At 71.0% G+C, this 14,518-nt stretch carries 12 protein-coding genes; 5 read left to right on the top strand and 7 right to left on the bottom strand.

The window, feature by feature from the left end; all coding sequences use genetic code 11:
- Positions 1–30 precede the first annotated feature (30 nt).
- Positions 31–1,668: an ABC-F family ATP-binding cassette domain-containing protein gene (locus OHA55_RS29465; RefSeq protein WP_266712047.1), complete on the bottom strand. Its 1,638-nt coding sequence runs from the start codon at positions 1,666–1,668 to the stop codon at positions 31–33.
- A gap of 157 nt (positions 1,669–1,825) precedes the next feature.
- Between OHA55_RS29465 and OHA55_RS29460 the strand changes: the two genes are divergently transcribed.
- Together OHA55_RS29460 and OHA55_RS29455 are read left to right on the top strand one after the other, a co-directional pair.
- Positions 1,826–2,392, top strand: coding sequence for a hypothetical protein (locus tag OHA55_RS29460; protein ID WP_266712045.1), 567 nt, complete (start codon positions 1,826–1,828; stop codon positions 2,390–2,392).
- 173 nt (positions 2,393–2,565) lie between these two features.
- Entirely contained in the window at positions 2,566–3,489 is a 924-nt protein-coding gene (locus OHA55_RS29455; RefSeq protein ID WP_266712043.1) for an FAD-dependent oxidoreductase, read from the top strand.
- A gap of 161 nt (positions 3,490–3,650) precedes the next feature.
- Here OHA55_RS29455 and OHA55_RS29450 read toward each other — a convergent pair whose 3' ends face one another.
- Positions 3,651–5,396, bottom strand: coding sequence for a BCCT family transporter (locus OHA55_RS29450; protein WP_266712041.1), 1,746 nt, complete (start codon positions 5,394–5,396; stop codon positions 3,651–3,653).
- A gap of 148 nt (positions 5,397–5,544) precedes the next feature.
- Complete coding sequence (locus OHA55_RS29445; RefSeq protein ID WP_266712039.1) at positions 5,545–6,411, bottom strand: oxygenase MpaB family protein; 867 nt, start codon at positions 6,409–6,411, stop codon at positions 5,545–5,547.
- 293 nt (positions 6,412–6,704) lie between these two features.
- Between OHA55_RS29445 and OHA55_RS29440 the strand changes: the two genes are divergently transcribed.
- The gene (locus OHA55_RS29440; protein ID WP_266712037.1) at positions 6,705–7,664 is read left to right on the top strand and encodes an oxygenase MpaB family protein; all 960 of its coding nucleotides are present in this window, start codon (positions 6,705–6,707) and stop codon (positions 7,662–7,664) included.
- On the opposite strand, the gene OHA55_RS29435 is transcribed toward OHA55_RS29440, so the two are convergent.
- The 3 genes from OHA55_RS29435 to OHA55_RS29425 form a co-directional block, all read right to left on the bottom strand.
- The gene (locus tag OHA55_RS29435; RefSeq protein ID WP_266712484.1) at positions 7,651–8,253 is read right to left on the bottom strand and encodes a TetR/AcrR family transcriptional regulator; all 603 of its coding nucleotides are present in this window, start codon (positions 8,251–8,253) and stop codon (positions 7,651–7,653) included. The two genes, OHA55_RS29440 and OHA55_RS29435, sit on opposite strands and share 14 nt — an antisense overlap.
- A 151-nt stretch (positions 8,254–8,404) precedes the next feature.
- Positions 8,405–8,842 (bottom strand): hypothetical protein, encoded by a 438-nt coding sequence (locus tag OHA55_RS29430; protein ID WP_266712035.1) that lies wholly within the window; start codon positions 8,840–8,842, stop codon positions 8,405–8,407.
- Positions 8,843–8,998: 156 nt separating this feature from the next.
- The gene (locus OHA55_RS29425) at positions 8,999–9,475 is read right to left on the bottom strand and encodes a macro domain-containing protein (protein ID WP_266712033.1); all 477 of its coding nucleotides are present in this window, start codon (positions 9,473–9,475) and stop codon (positions 8,999–9,001) included.
- Between the two features lie 269 nt (positions 9,476–9,744).
- Between OHA55_RS29425 and OHA55_RS29420 the strand changes: the two genes are divergently transcribed.
- Positions 9,745–10,932 carry an IS110 family transposase gene (locus tag OHA55_RS29420; protein ID WP_266712031.1) on the top strand — a complete coding sequence of 396 codons (1,188 nt, stop codon included), beginning with the start codon at positions 9,745–9,747 and terminating at the stop codon, positions 10,930–10,932.
- Between the two features lie 614 nt (positions 10,933–11,546).
- Positions 11,547–12,293 carry a MerR family transcriptional regulator gene (locus tag OHA55_RS29415; RefSeq protein WP_266712029.1) on the top strand — a complete coding sequence of 249 codons (747 nt, stop codon included), beginning with the start codon at positions 11,547–11,549 and terminating at the stop codon, positions 12,291–12,293.
- A 47-nt stretch (positions 12,294–12,340) separates the two neighbouring features.
- Here OHA55_RS29415 and OHA55_RS29410 read toward each other — a convergent pair whose 3' ends face one another.
- Entirely contained in the window at positions 12,341–14,512 is a 2,172-nt protein-coding gene (locus OHA55_RS29410) for a 3-hydroxyacyl-CoA dehydrogenase NAD-binding domain-containing protein (protein ID WP_266712027.1), read from the bottom strand.
- Positions 14,513–14,518 lie beyond the last annotated feature (6 nt).

Below are 14,518 nucleotides of genomic sequence, written 5' to 3'. Positions count from 1 at the left end.
GGGGCCGGCCCTTCCGTTCTCCGCTCATCGTCAGAGCTCGGTGATCCGCCCGTCCGCGACCTCGATGCGCCGGGTCGTACGGACCGCCTCCAGCATCCGCCGGTCGTGGGTGACCAGCAGGAGCGTGCCGTTGTACGAATCGAGCGCGGACTCCAGCTGCTCGATGGCGGGCAGGTCCAGGTGGTTGGTGGGCTCGTCCAGAACCAGCAGGTTCACCCCCTTGCCCTGGAGCAGGGCGAGGGCCGCGCGGGTCCGCTCACCGGGCGAGAGCGTGGTCGCCGGGCGCATCACATGGTCCGCACGTAGCCCGAACTTGGCCAACAGGGTGCGCACGTCGGCCGGCTCGGTGTCCGGGACGGCCGCGCAGAAGGCCGCCAACAGGGTCTCGTCACCGAGGAAGAGCTTGCGCGCCTGGTCGACCTCGCCGACCACGACGCCGGAACCCAGCACGGCAGAACCGGAGTCGACCGGCAGTCTCCCCAACAGGGCCGCCAGAAGGGTGGACTTGCCCGCCCCATTGGCACCTGTGATGGCGACCCGGTCGGCCCAGTCGATCTGCAGCGAGACCGGCCCGAAGGCGAAGTCGCCCCGGACCACGTGGGCTTCGCGCAGGGTGGCGACGACCGAGCCGGAGCGCGGCGCGGTGGCGATCTCCATCCGGAGTTCCCACTCCTTGCGCGGCTCTTCCACCACGTCCAGACGCTCGATCATGCGCTGGGTCTGCCGGGCCTTCGCCGCCTGCTTCTCGCTCGCCTCGCTGCGGAACTTGCGGCCCAGCTTGTCGGAGTCGGTGGCCTTGCGCCGGGCGTTCTTCACGCCCTTGTCCATCCAGCCCCGCTGCATCTGGGCACGGCCTTCGAGGGCCGACTTCTTGTCGGCGTACTCGTCGAACTCCTCACGGGCATGCGTCCGGGCCCGCTCCCGCTCCTCCAGATAGGAGGCGTAGCCGCCGCCGTAGAGGTTGATCTGCTGCTGGGCCAGGTCGAGTTCGAGGACCTTGGTGACCGTGCGGGTGAGGAACTCGCGGTCGTGGCTGATGACGACGGTCCCGGCGCGCAGACCGGAGACGAAGCGTTCGAGGCGCTCCAGACCGCCGAGGTCGAGGTCGTTGGTGGGCTCGTCCAGGAGGAAGACGTCGTACCGGGAGAGCAGCAGGGAGGCGAGCCCGGCGCGGGCGGCCTGCCCGCCGGAGAGCGCGGTCATCGGAAGGTCGAGGCCGACGGTGAGCCCGAGGTCTGCGGCCACCTCCTCGGCCCGCTCGTCCAGGTCCGCGCCGCCGAGGTCGAGCCAGCGTTCCAGCGACTCGGAGTAAGCGTCGTCGGCGCCGGGCGCACCGTCCACCAGGGCCTGGGTCGCGGCGTCCATCGTGGCCTGGGCGTCGGCGACGCCGGTGCGGCGGGCGAGGAACTCCCGCAAGGTCTCCCCGGGACGCCGCTCGGGCTCCTGCGGGAGATGGCCGACGGTGGCGGTGGGAGGCGAGAGCCGCAGCTCCCCCTCCTCGGGCCGGTCGAGCCCGGCGAGCAGCCGGAGCAGGGAGGATTTTCCGGCCCCGTTGACTCCGACGAGACCGATCACGTCCCCGGGGGCGACGACGAGGTCGAGCCCGGCGAAGAGTGTGCGGTCGCCGTGTCCGGCGGCGAGGTCCTTGGCGACGAGAGTGGCAGTCATCAGGGTGTCGATCCTAAGCGTTCCGGGTGGCCCGCCGGTCGACCGGCCCGGACCGCCGGAGCTTCTCGGGCCCCGCCGCCAAAACGTGACCGGGTCGTTGTGCCGCCCGGGTACCGGGGCTCATGCGTGCGGAGGGGGCTTGGGGGAGGATCGGCCGATGACGACATCGAGAGGGCACGGGTCCTGGGTGCTGCCGCTGGTGGCCACGGTCGTACTGGCGACGGGATGCGGTACGGAGCGGGCCGGGGACGCGGCGGGAGCGGGCCGGGGCGCATCTCCGGCTCCGAGTGCCCCGACGGACTTCCGCTGTCCCGGCGAGGACCCCGCTCCGACGGCGTCGGCGGACTCTGCCTCCTCCCCCGCCGCGACCGCCGTTCCGACCGACCACTACGCCGAGAACCACGGGTTCAGGGTTCCCCTCACGCTCCACGGCCAGAGCCGCTGCGACGGGCTCGTGGTCACCGGGCGGGTCGAGAGCGCACTCGAACCGCTGCGCGAACGCGGGGACTTCGCTCCGCAGCACGTGCGGAAGGTGCTCGACGGCCTCGGCTACCGCGCCGGGAGCGCGTACCAGAACGGCCCGACAGGAGTCGGGTTCCTCATCGTCCTCGACGCCTCGCCCTGGTGCGTGGAGGGAATGATGGACCGCGACTCCGTCGCGGCGAACGCCTTCGGCGGCTACCCCGACGGCACCGACTGCGAGCCCTCGTCGGGCGGCCACTGACCACGGTTTCGCGGTCGGGGGGCGGATCGGGGCCGTCCCAAGGCGGGGCCGTCACGGATCGGAGCCGTGTCCCGGCCATGATCCACCGCGCACTGTCCTGGAGGCCGGGCCGTCGGTTAGCTTCCGGGGGTGACAGCGTGCGGGTACGGGAGCGGAGCGACGGGGGTGGCGGCATGCCGGACGTGATCGTGGTGGGCGGTGGGGTCAGCGGGCTGACCACGGCGGTGGTGCTCGCCGAACGGGGTCACCGGGTGCGGGTCTGGTCGCGGGACGCGGCCGGGGACACGACCTCGGCGGTGGCGGGCGCCCTGTGGTGGCCGTACCGGATCGAGCCGGCCCGGTCGGTGGGCGACTGGGCCCTGGAGACGCTCGCCGTCCACGAGGAGCTGGCCGCCGATCCGGAGGAGACCGGGGTACGGATGGTGGCCGGGGTCCACCTGGGCGAGCGCCTGGCCGGGCTGGGTCCGTGGGCGGCACGGCTGCGGGGCGCGGTGGAGGTGGCGGAGGGGCTGCGGGTGACGCTGCCACTGATCAGCATGCCCGACCATCTGGCCTGGCTGGAGCGGCGGCTGCGGGCAGCCGACGGCACCGTCGAGCGCCGCACGGTGACCGGGTTCGGGGAGGCCGCCGCCGAGGCGGAGGTGGTGGTCGACTGCGCCGGTCTCGGGGCCGCCGCGCTGGCGTCGGACGACGGGATGCGCCCGGTGCGCGGCCAGCTCGTCCTGGTGGAGAACCCCGGGATCACGGAGTGGTCCGCCGCGCCCGATCCCGCGACGGGCTGGACGACGTACGTCTTCCCGCAGCCGTACGGGCTCGTGCTGGGCGGCACGGCGCAGGACGACGACCGGTCCCTGGAGCCGGACCCGCGCATCGCCGCCGGCATCGTGGCGCGGTGCGCGCGGATACGGCCCGAGATCGCGGGTGCCCGGGTCCTGGGGCACCGGGTGGGGCTCCGTCCGGCGCGGGACGCGGGGGTGCGGATCGAGGCGGAGGAGTTGCCGGGCGGCGGCCGGGTGGTCCACAACTACGGGCACGGGGGCGCCGGGGTCACCGTCGCCTGGGGCTGCGCGCGGGAGGCGGCCCGGCTGGTGGGCTGATCCCGGGGGAGGTACCGGCCCCGTCCCCCTCGCGCCCGGGGCGGTACCGGCCCCCGGCTCAGCCCTCGCGCCCGAGGTCCCCGGCCTCGCGCCGAACGCCCGGCGCCCGGCGCCCGTACGCCACCTGCCGGTACCGCCCCTGTCGTACCGCGGCGCCTCCGTCAGTCCCCCTCCGGCGGGGACGCAGGGCCGGGGCCCTCGTGCTGGTGGCGGTGATCCTCGGTGACCTCGCTGCCGGGGCCGATCCGGATCTCGAAGTCGCCGTCGTACTTGGCGTGCCCCTGGATGACCGCGCTCTCCACCGCCTCGACACCGAATTCGTGACGGACGATGAGCGGGTCCTGGCGCAGGTCACGCATGAGGGAGACGCACATGCCGACCATCACGATCGTGAAGGGCGCGGCAACGAGGATGGTGAGGTTCTGCAGTCCGGCCAGCGCGTCGCCTTCGCCGTCACCGATGAGCAGCATGACGGCGGCCACCGCACCGGTGACGACGCCCCAGAAGACGACCACCCACTTCGCCGGCTCCAGCACGCCCTTCTGCGAGAGCGTGCCCATCACGATCGAGGCGGCGTCGGCGCCGGAGACGAAGAAGATCCCGACCAGGATCATCACCAGTACGCTCATCAGGGTGGCGACCGGGAACTCCTTGAGCAGGCCGAAGAGCTGGGCCTCCGGTGTGACGGCGCCGCCGAGCTTGCCGGCGGCCTTGAGCCGGATCGCGGAGCCGCCGAAGATCGCGAACCAGACGAGGCTGACGGTGCTCGGCACGAGGATGACCCCGCCGATGAACTGCCGGATGGTGCGGCCCCTGCTGATGCGGGCGATGAACATGCCGACGAAGGGCGTCCAGGAGATCCACCACGCCCAGTAGAAGACCGTCCAGGAGCTCAGCCAGTCGGCGACCTCGCCCTCACCGGTCGCCTCGGTGCGTCCTGCGAGCTGGGGCAGTTCGCGGAAGTACTCGGCGATGGAGGTGGGCAGCAGGTCGAGAACGATGATCGTGGGGCCGGCGACGAACACGAAGACGGCGAGGATCAGGGCGAGCACCATGTTGATGTTGGAGAGCCACTGGATGCCCTTCTCCACCCCGGAGACGGCCGAGGCGACGAACGCCACGGTCAGGACGGCGATGATGGCGACCAGCAGTCCGGTGCCCGTCTTCTCCCGCCAGTTCAGCTCGTGGAAGCCGCTGCCGATCTGGAGCGCGCCCAGACCGAGGGAGGCGGCGGAGCCGAAGAGGGTCGCGAAGATCGCGAGGATGTCGATGACCCTGCCGAAGCCACCGTGGGAGTGGCGCGCCCCGATGAGCGGTTCGAAGACGGCGCTGATCGTCTGCCGGCGGCGCCTGCGGTAGGTGCTGTACGCGATGGCGAGCCCGACGACGGCGTAGATCGCCCAGGGGTGGAGCGTCCAGTGGAAGAGGGTGGTGGCCATCGCGGTCTGCATCGCCTCGGCCTCGTCGGCGGGGCGGGTTCCGGGCGGCGGGTTGGTGAAGTGGGCCAGTGGTTCGCTCACTCCGTAGAACATCAGGCCGATGCCCATGCCGGCGCTGAACATCATCGCGACCCAGGAGACGGTCCGGAACTCCGGCTCCTCCCCCTCCTGGCCGAGCGAGATCCTCCCGTAGCGGCTGATCGCCAGCCACAGCGCGAAGACCACGAAGCCGGACGCGGCGAGCATGAAGGCCCAACCGCCGTTGTGGATGAGCCCTTCGAGCAGATCGGTGGAGACGCTCTCCAGCGAGTCGGTGGCGACCGAGCCCCAGAGCACGAAGGCGAGCGTGAGCACGGCGGTGACTCCGAAGACCACCCGGTCGGTGGTGGGCTTCCGCCCGAGCCGCGAATCTTCGGGAAGATCCGCCGTGACGGGCAGACTCTCCGGTCTCTGGTCGTCCTGCGGCACGTAGGGCACCTTTCGGAAGCGCGGAATCACTCCCTGTAGGCAGTACCACACGTGACGTGAGACGCGCGGGACCCACGAGGGGCGGCGGTCCCCCTCCTCCGGTATTCATCCCCCGGCATTCATCTCCCGCCCCTCCCCCGTGCCCGCCTCAGGCCCCCGTACGGGCGGCGCGACGCGCCTCGTGGGCCATGGGCAGGTAGCGCAGCCGCTCGGGAAGGGCGGGCACCACGCGGCGGACGACCGCGCCGAAGCGCCGCAGCCGCCGCTCCTGGGCCGGGGTCCACTCCAGCCCGATCGCGGCACGGGCGTCGGGCGGCATCAGGCCGACCGTGAGGAAGGAGCGGAACCGGGCGAGCGGGGGCAGGATCACCGGCCACAGCGCTCGTGCGACCAGCCGCAGGAGCGGGGATCCCCGGTCGGGCGGCGGTACGGGACGGTCGGCGGCGACCAGCTCCTCGACGACCGCGTTGCACTCCAGCTCCTCGGCGAGCACCTTGCGGTAGTAGGGCCAGAACTCCTCTATCGTCTGCGGCATGTCCCGGTCGTGAATGCCGAGGACCCGGCCGACCTGGAGCCATTCCCGGTACAGCGCGCGCTCCTGGGCTTCGGTGAGCGGGCGTACGAGATAGCGGGACGCGTGCTGGTAGACCGGGAACCCGGTGGCGTGCACCCAGGCGTAGTTCGCCGGGGTCAGCGCGTGGTAGCGGCGCCCCCGGGAGTCGGTGCCCTGGATGGTGCGGTGCAGGGCGCGCAGCCGCCGCCCCTCCGCCACGCCTTCCTCGCCTCCGTACACCCAGAGCTGGAGCGAGCGCAGAGACCGTTCGCCACGCCCCCAGGGGTCGGTACGGAAGACGGAGTGCTCGTCGACGCCCGCACCGACGGCGGGGTGGGCGACCTGGAGGGTGAGGGCCGCGGGCAGCATCAGCAGGCCCCGGACGTCCCCGGCGAGGCTCCACAGCACCCCGCCGGGCGGGGGCGGTACGGGGTCCGTCGGCCCGCTTCCCTGACTGCTCATACGGATACTCCCGGCGATCGGCGGACGGGCGGACGCCGCACCTGAGCACAGATGCCCGCACGTGTACTGCTTCCAGTATGCGAGCGGTGCGCCGACGCGCGGCGGCGGGCCTCCGCCGTCGATTCGCCTCGGCCCGTTGACGCCCCGATGAAACAAGTCAATAGTATTTGTAACATTGACTCCGGGAACCCCTTCCACGTCAACTGCCGCTCCACGCGGCGGCGTTGGATGCTCACACCAAGGGCGCGGGGTCGGCACGATGGACCGCACATATCCGCAGGAGGGTGCACATCATGGGCCGCTACAGCCGCCTGAGGGCGATTCGCCGGATGGACCCGGTACAGGACTGCGCCGAGATCCTCCGGCTGATGTCCCAGTACGAGTTCCCCTGGGACTACCGGCAGGGCGTGAGCGTCGCGTTCCTCCGCGACTTCGGCGTCCCCCGCATCTCCGTACTGCTCGACCGCACCCAGGAGTTCGAGCGGAACGGGCAGAAGCGCTACGACGACACGGTGCTCATCGGCTACGAGATGGCGGCCGACGGCTTCGACTCGGAGCGCGGGCGGGCCGCCGCCCGCCATCTCAACCGCATCCACGGCCGCTACCGCATCCCCAACGAGGACTACCTCTACGTCCTGGCCACCACGGTCGTCGGCCCGAAGCGCTGGATCGACCGGTTCGGCTGGCGCCCCCTGTGCCGGCAGGAGGTGCAGGCCCTGGCCGAAGTGGGCCGGAGCATGGGCAGGATGATGGGCATCGAATCGGTCCCCGCCACCTACGCGGAGTTCGAGGCGCTGCTCGACACGTACGAGGCGGAGATGTTCGCCCCCGCGCCCGCGAACCGCCGGGTCGCCACCGCCACGTTACGGACGATGACGAGCTGGTACCCGTCCCCGCTGCGCCCGCTGGCCGCCCGCTTCGCGCTGGCGCTCCTGGACGAACCGCTACTGCGTGCCCTGGGGTTCACCCCGCAGCCCCGCTGGTTCCGGGCCGTGGCGGTACGCGCGGTGCGGGCCCGCTCACGCGGGGTACGGCTGCTGCCCGCCAGGCCCGGATGGCTGCCCTCCCGGCCCCGGCCGCGCAGCTACCCCTTCGGCTACCGGCTCGACGATCTCGGGCCGCACTGGGCGCAAAACCGCCCGGTCGAGCCGCTGCCGGACGAGGTGCCGGAGGGTTCACCGGGTGCGGGACCCGGCGAACGCCCCGCGCCCCGGCCCGGCCTGCGCCGGTCCGAGGGGCTCACCCGGCCGTGAGGAGCGGGACGAGGCAGCGGCGGGCGAAGGCCGCCACCTGCTCGTCGTCGTCGAGTTCGAAGCAGCTCAGCGGGTTGAGGAGGAAGGAGACGGTGATGCGCACCATCACCTCCGCGACCGGCGCCGAGTCCGTCGCCGGCCGGCCCTCCATCCGCTGGGCGTGCTGGAGGCGGTCGGTCAGGAAGTCACGCATGGCGAGGAAGGCGGGACCGCTGTCCACCGTGAGGAAGGGCAGCATGACCTCCGGCTCCAGCTTCAGCAGACCGCCGATGAGGGGGTGTTCGCGCACGTGCCGGAGCACCGCCACGAACCCGGTGACCAACCGGTCCTCCACCGATGGCAGTTCGGACACCGCCTCGTCCACCTCGCCCACGAAACGGCGGTACTCGCGCAGCAGGCACGCGGAGACCAGGGCCTCCTTGTTGCCGATGCGCCGGTAGACCGTGACCCGGGACACCTTGGCCCGCCTGGCCACGTCGTCGACGGTCGAGCGGCGCAGCCCGAAGGTCATGAACTGCTCACGGGCCGCGTCGAGGATCTGCTCGCTCAACTCGTCGTACGGCGGGGCCTCTTCGAGCGCCCTCGCCATCACCGCCTCTTCGCCGGCCGGTACCGTCATGAGCTCTCCCCGTGTCGCTGCCACCCGCTGCCACCTTAACGGGCGGTGCTACAGAGAGACATGCCCCGTCGCTCTGTCTCCGGTGGCTGCCCGCCGGGCCCCGCCCCGGAGCCGGGCCGCGTTACGCGCGCACCGCCCCCTCCGGGAACTTGGTGACGAACCTCTCCAGCTCGTCCCGGGAGTGGTACGAGACGTTCATCCGAGTCGGCCTCTTCCTGCCGGGAAACCGCAGACGCAGGACGCTCTGTCTCTTGCCCCACTTCACGCGGGCAACCAGTCCGTCGGCCTGGGCGAGGGGTATGACGTGGATGAGCTTGTCGGGAGAGTTGCTCAGGCGCGTCCCGCGATGGACGTAGACGGACCGGTTCGTGACGGTGATGAAGTAGGTGTCGATCAGGAGCAGGCCCAGCACCCCCAGACCGCCCATCACGTACTGGCTGCCCCCACTGACGCCGAGGAGCACCAGGCCCGGCACCTCGGTGGGATCGGCGTTCAGCACCGCACGCCTGGCCTTGGACTTGAGTTCGAATTTCACATCGGTCTTTCCCAGCTGCACCATGAGGCCTTCACTCTTCGATGATCATGTCCGACCAGGACACCGGGGAGAATCTAGCGCCTCGCCCGGCAGAGTCCGCCCTGGTCAGGCACCACAGAGCGGTGGCATGTCCCGGTGTCCGCAGGCGCGCTGACGGCGCGTGGCACCCGGGACGCCTCATCACCCGAAGTCGTACACCGTCACGGGGATGTCGCGGCTCACCAGCCGCCGCTCTATGAGGGGTTCCACCCGCGACCATGTACCTCCGGCGAGTCCGCAGCCGATCCTCGGCATGTGCACCGACGCGCCCAGCTCGGCGGCGCGGGCGGCCACCACCTCCAGGCCGGCGTCGATCGCCTCGTACCGCACGGGCACGCCGCCGCTCCCCCGGCGCATCCCCCGCTGACCCACCAGGTTGGCCACCCACACATACGGATCGACCCGCACGAACTGGACCGCGCCGAGGCCGAAGTCGTTCCCCGCGCGTTCGCGGTGCCAGCGGCGGTAGGCCGCTTCCGGTTCCGGCCAGCGCCGCGAGAGGGCGAGCACGAAACCCTTGCCCCAGCCGCCCAGGTCGTTGCAGACATGGACGATCAGCTTGACGCCCTTGGCCTGCGGGGCGGTTGCGTCGCCCTGGAGGTACGTGATCCCCGACATGCGCCCACCGTAGAGGCAGCCACCGACATTGATGCTGATACTCAGGTTCCGGTGGTCGTGGCTCTGCCACTGACGCCCTGCTGGGCTGTCCTCAAGTTGTTCTGTCCGGCCGCCGGAACCTGTTCTCATGGCTCCGGCCGGGCGGAACATGACCTGATAGGAGCTTGGTCAGAAGCCCCCTTCAATGTCCTGTCTGCGCCACCCGGCCGGCGCCCACCTCCGGTTGGGAAGGCACTATCAGCATGACATCAGAGGTCGCAGAGGAGACTGTGGACCAGGCTGTGTTCGGCGGGGTCGACTCCCATGCCGACACCGTGCATGTCGCGGTTGTCAGCGACAACGGCGGGCACCTCGCCGATGCCGAGTTCGCCACCACGGCCGCCGGATACGCGGCGGCCCTGGCGTTCCTGGACGCCCATGGCCATGTGAGGGCGATCGGTGTGGAGGGCACTGCCTCCTACGGTGCCGGATTCACCCGTGCCGCCCGCTCACGCGGGCACCGGGTCGTCGAGGTCAACCGGCCCGACCGGGCCGAACGCCGCCGGATCGGCAAGTCCGACCCCATCGATGCTTACGCCGCCGCGCGAGCCGCACTGTCCGGACGGGCTTCCAGCGCGCCCAAGGACGACACCGTCACCGGCATACGGGCCATGCACAACGCCGCCCGCTCCGCTGTCAAAGCCCGCACCGCCGCCCTGAACCAGATCACCCACATCCTCATCACCGCCCCCGAGGACATCCGCGCCCGATACGGACAGCTCAAAGGGAATGCCCGCACCGACGCCCTGGCCCGGTTGCGACCGGCCGGAGACGCGGTCCACATTGCGGTCCTCACCGCGCTGAAGAGCCTCGCCCGACGCGTCAACGGACTTGCCGCGGAGCACGAGGCTCTCACCAAGGCGCTGGACAGCGAGGTCACCGCGCACAACCCCGGGCTGCGGGCTGCTTACGGAGTCGGCCCCGACACTGCTGCCCAACTGCTGATCACGGCCGGAGGCAACCCCGAACGCATGCGGACCGAGTCCTCCTTCGCAGCCCTCTGCGGAGCCGCGCCGGTCCCCGCCTCCAGCGGCCGGACCAACCGTCACCGCCTCTCGCGAGGCGGTGACCGGGCAGCCAACGCCGCCCTCTACCGAATCGCCCTCGTCCGCATGTCCAGCGATTCCCGCACCCGCGAGTACGTGGTCCGCCAGACCGCCGCCGGCCGCACGAAGAAGGAGATCATCCGGCTCCTGAAACGGGCCATCGCCCGGGAGATGTTCCGTTGCCTCACCACTACGGTCACCGTTCCCGGCATCGCCGACCTGCGACCCCTGCGGCAGTCCAAGAACATCACCCTCACCACCGCGGCACGCCACTTCGGCCTCTGGCCGGCCACCATCTCCACTCTCGAACGGGGAATCCGCCGGGACGACGACCTGGCCAGCACCTACCGGGACTGGCTCCAAGCAGCATGAGTCCTCAGAGAACGTCCGACCCCCGGGGCCACTGAAGGCCCTCAGGGGAAAACTTCGGCGGCCGGCCCGCACGAAGTCGCGGTACTCGTCCTGGACGACGTTCTCGTTGACCCACCGCCCCCGCTCGGCTCCAGTGCGATCTTCGGCAATGATCAGCGCGGCCAGCGGGTCCTCAGCCATGCCCAGGAACCGGCCGAACTCGTCGGCCTCCTCATCAGGATCGAGCGGCGGGAACTCGCCCAGGTCCAGGAAACTCTCACTGCCGACGTCCTCGACCGCGTGGAGATAGACCTCATAGGACGCCTTCGCCGGACGAACCTCTACATAGCGCACGCCGGGACGCTCGGCCGAACTCCACGGCCCAAGGAACTGCTCAACCGCGTGACCCCGCCGCAATGACCCGAGGATGAACACTTCCGCCAAGTACCGCACCCGGCCACCATACGGCGCAACGACCCGCCTCAGGCCCCTCGAAAGACTTGACGACCAATAGGAGCATCAACGGGCCGTGAAGGGTTTCACCACAGTGGTGAGACAGCAATACTGTTGCACGCGATCGCCGCACCGGGGCGGTCAGGAACGATCCGGACGTCTCCGGGCACCGAGGAGCAGACATGGCGACCGCGCCCGAGGAGCCGACCCTCACCGTCGACGAGCTGGCGGCCCGCGCGGGGGTGACCGTGCGCACCGTGCGTTTCTACAGCACCCGGGGGCTGCTGCCGCCTCCGGTCATCGGCCCACGCCGGGTCGGGCACTACGGGCACGGCCATCTCTCGCGGCTGGCTCTGATCGAGGAACTCCAGCGCCAGGGCATGACGCTGGCCGCCATCGAACGGTATCTGGAGCAGCTGCCGGAGGATCTCAGCGCCCACGATCTGGCGATCCACCGGGCGCTGGTGGCGTCCTGGGCTCCGGACGGCGTCGAGGAGATGACCGGCGCGGAGCTGGAGCGGCGGGCGGGCCGGCCGCTCACGGAGCAGGATCTCGGCCGGCTGGCGGCGATGGGCGTGCTGCTGGACGGTACGGAAGGGGACGCCCCGTCGCGCGAGGGTGTCCACCGGGTCGATCCGGGGCTGCTCCGGCTCGGGGTGGAGCTGCTGGACGTGCCGATCGCGCACGAGACGATCCTCAGGGCGCATACCGTCATGCTGGAGCACACCCGGTCGGCTGCCGCGGAGTTGACCCGGCTCTTCCGGGACGAGGTGTGGAGTCCGTACCGGGAGCGGGAGGCGGACCCGGAGCACGTGTCGGCGATGAAGTCGCTCTCGGCCCACATGCAGCCGCTGGTGCTGCAAGCCCTGGTGACCGCGTTCCAGCGGTCACTCACGGCCGAGTTGCGCGCCGCGTTCCAGGCGCCGTGACCGGACGCCCCGGGGAGGCGGGGGCTTACCGCCTCCCCGGGGTGGGATCAGTCGTGGAAGGTCTCGCCCCGGTCCGCCATCTCCACCAGTCGGGCGGGCGGCAGGAAGCGGTCCCCGTACCGTTCGGCGAGTTCGCGGGCGCGGGCCACGAAGCCCGGCAGGCCGCCCTCGTACCCGTTGACGTAACTGAGCACGCCGCCGGTCCACGGCGGGAAGCCGATGCCCATGATGGAGCCGATGTTGGCGTCGGCGACGGAGACGAGGACGTTCTCCTCCAGGCAGCGGACGCTGTCCAGGGCCTCGGAGAAGAGCATCCGCTCCTTCATGTCCTCGAACGGGATCGCCGCGTCGGGCTTGCCGAAGTGCTCGCGCAGACCCGGCCAGAGCGTGGTGCGACGGCCGGACTCGTCGTACTCGTAGAATCCGGCGCCACCGCTGCGTCCGGGCCGTCCGAACTCCTCGACCATCCGGTCCACCACCGCGTCCGAGGGGTGCGGGGTCCAGGTGCCGCCGGCCTCCTCGACCGCGCGCCGGGTCTCGTTGCGGATCTTGCGGGGCAGGGTGAGGGTCAGCTCGTCCATCAGGGAGAGCACCTTGGCCGGGTAGCCGGCCTGGGCGGCGGCCTGCTCGACGGAGGAGGGCTCGATGCCCTCGCCGACCATCGCGACGCCCTCGTTGATGAAGTGGCCGATGACGCGCGAGGTGAAGAAGCCGCGTGAGTCGTTGACGACGATCGGGGTCTTCTTGATCTGGCGGACCAGGTCGAACGCGCGGGCCTGGGCCTCGTCCCCGGTGCCGGCGCCCTTGATGATCTCGACCAGCGGCATCTTGTCGACCGGCGAGAAGAAGTGCAGTCCGACGAAGTCGGCGGGACGGGTGACGCCTTCGGCGAGGACGGTGATGGGCAGCGTGGAGGTGTTGGAGCAGAGCAGCGCGTCGGGGGCGACGATGTCCTGGATCTCCTGGAACACCTTGTGCTTGAGGGCGGTGTCCTCGAAGACGGCCTCGATGACCGCGTCGCAGCCGGCGAGGTCCGCCGGGTCGCCGGTCGGGGTGATCCGGGCGAGCAGTTCGTCGCGGGCCGCCTCGGTGGTACGCCCCCGGGAGAGCGCCTTGGCCAGCAGTTTCTCGCTGTAGGCCTTGCCCTTCGCGGCAGCCTCGGTGGTGACGTCCTTGAGAACGACCTCGATTCCGGCCCGGGCGCAGGAGTAGGCGATCCCGGCGCCCATCATGCCGGCGCCGAGTACGGCGACCTTGCGGACCGTGCGGCCTTCGACGCCCTCGGGGCGACTGGCGCCGGAGTTGACGGCCTGGAGGTCGAAGAAGAACGCCTGGATCATGTTCTTGGCGACCTGGCCGGTGACCAGCTCGGTGAAGTACCGGGCTTCGATGGTCTGCGCGGTCTCGAAGTCGACCTGCGAGCCTTCGACGGCCGCCGCCAGGATGTTGCGGGGCGCGGGCATCGGGGCGCCGGCGATCTGCTTCTTGAGGTTGGCGGGGAAGGCCGGGAGGTTGGCGGCGAACCGGGGGTTGGACGGGGTGCCGCCGGGAATCCGGTACCCCTTCACGTCCCAGGGCTGCTGGGACTCGGGGTGCGCGTCGATGAAGGCGCGGGCCTTGTCCAGCATCTCCTCGCGGGTGGCGGCCACTTCGTGGACGAGGCCGTTCTCCAGGGCGCGGGCGGGGGTGTACTGGGTGCCCTGGAGCAGCACCTTGAGCAGGGCGTCGGCGATGCCCATCAGGCGTACGGTACGGGTCACGCCGCCGCCCGCCGGGAGCAGGCCGAGGGTGACCTCGGGGAGGCCGATGCGGGAGCCGGGCGCGTCCAGCGCGATCCGGTGGTGACAGGCGAGCGCGATCTCGTAACCGCCCCCGAGCGCCGTGCCGTTGATGGCGGCGACCACGGGGATGCCGAGGGTCTCGATGCGGCGCAGGGCCCGCTTGATGCCCATCCCGGTGTCGAAGACGGCTTGGGCGTCCTCGGGCCGGGCCTTGATCATCTCCTTGAGGTCTCCCCCGGCGAAGAAGGTCTTCTTCGCGGAGGTGACGATGATGCCGCGGATGTTCTCCTTCTCGGCCTCCGCGCGCTCGGCGACGGCCGCGACGGACCGGGTGAAGGCCTGGTTCATCGTGTTGGCGGACTGGTCGGGGTCGTCGAGGACGAGGGTGACGACGCCGGTCCCGTCCTCTTCCCAGCGGATGGTGGTGCTCTCGGTCATGGGTGT

Source organism: Streptomyces sp. NBC_00102, from assembly GCF_026343115.1.
Classification (GTDB): Bacteria; Actinomycetota; Actinomycetes; order Streptomycetales; family Streptomycetaceae; genus Streptomyces.
The sequence above is the reverse complement of the archived record's forward strand: the minus strand, read 5'-3'. Positions and strand labels throughout refer to the sequence as shown.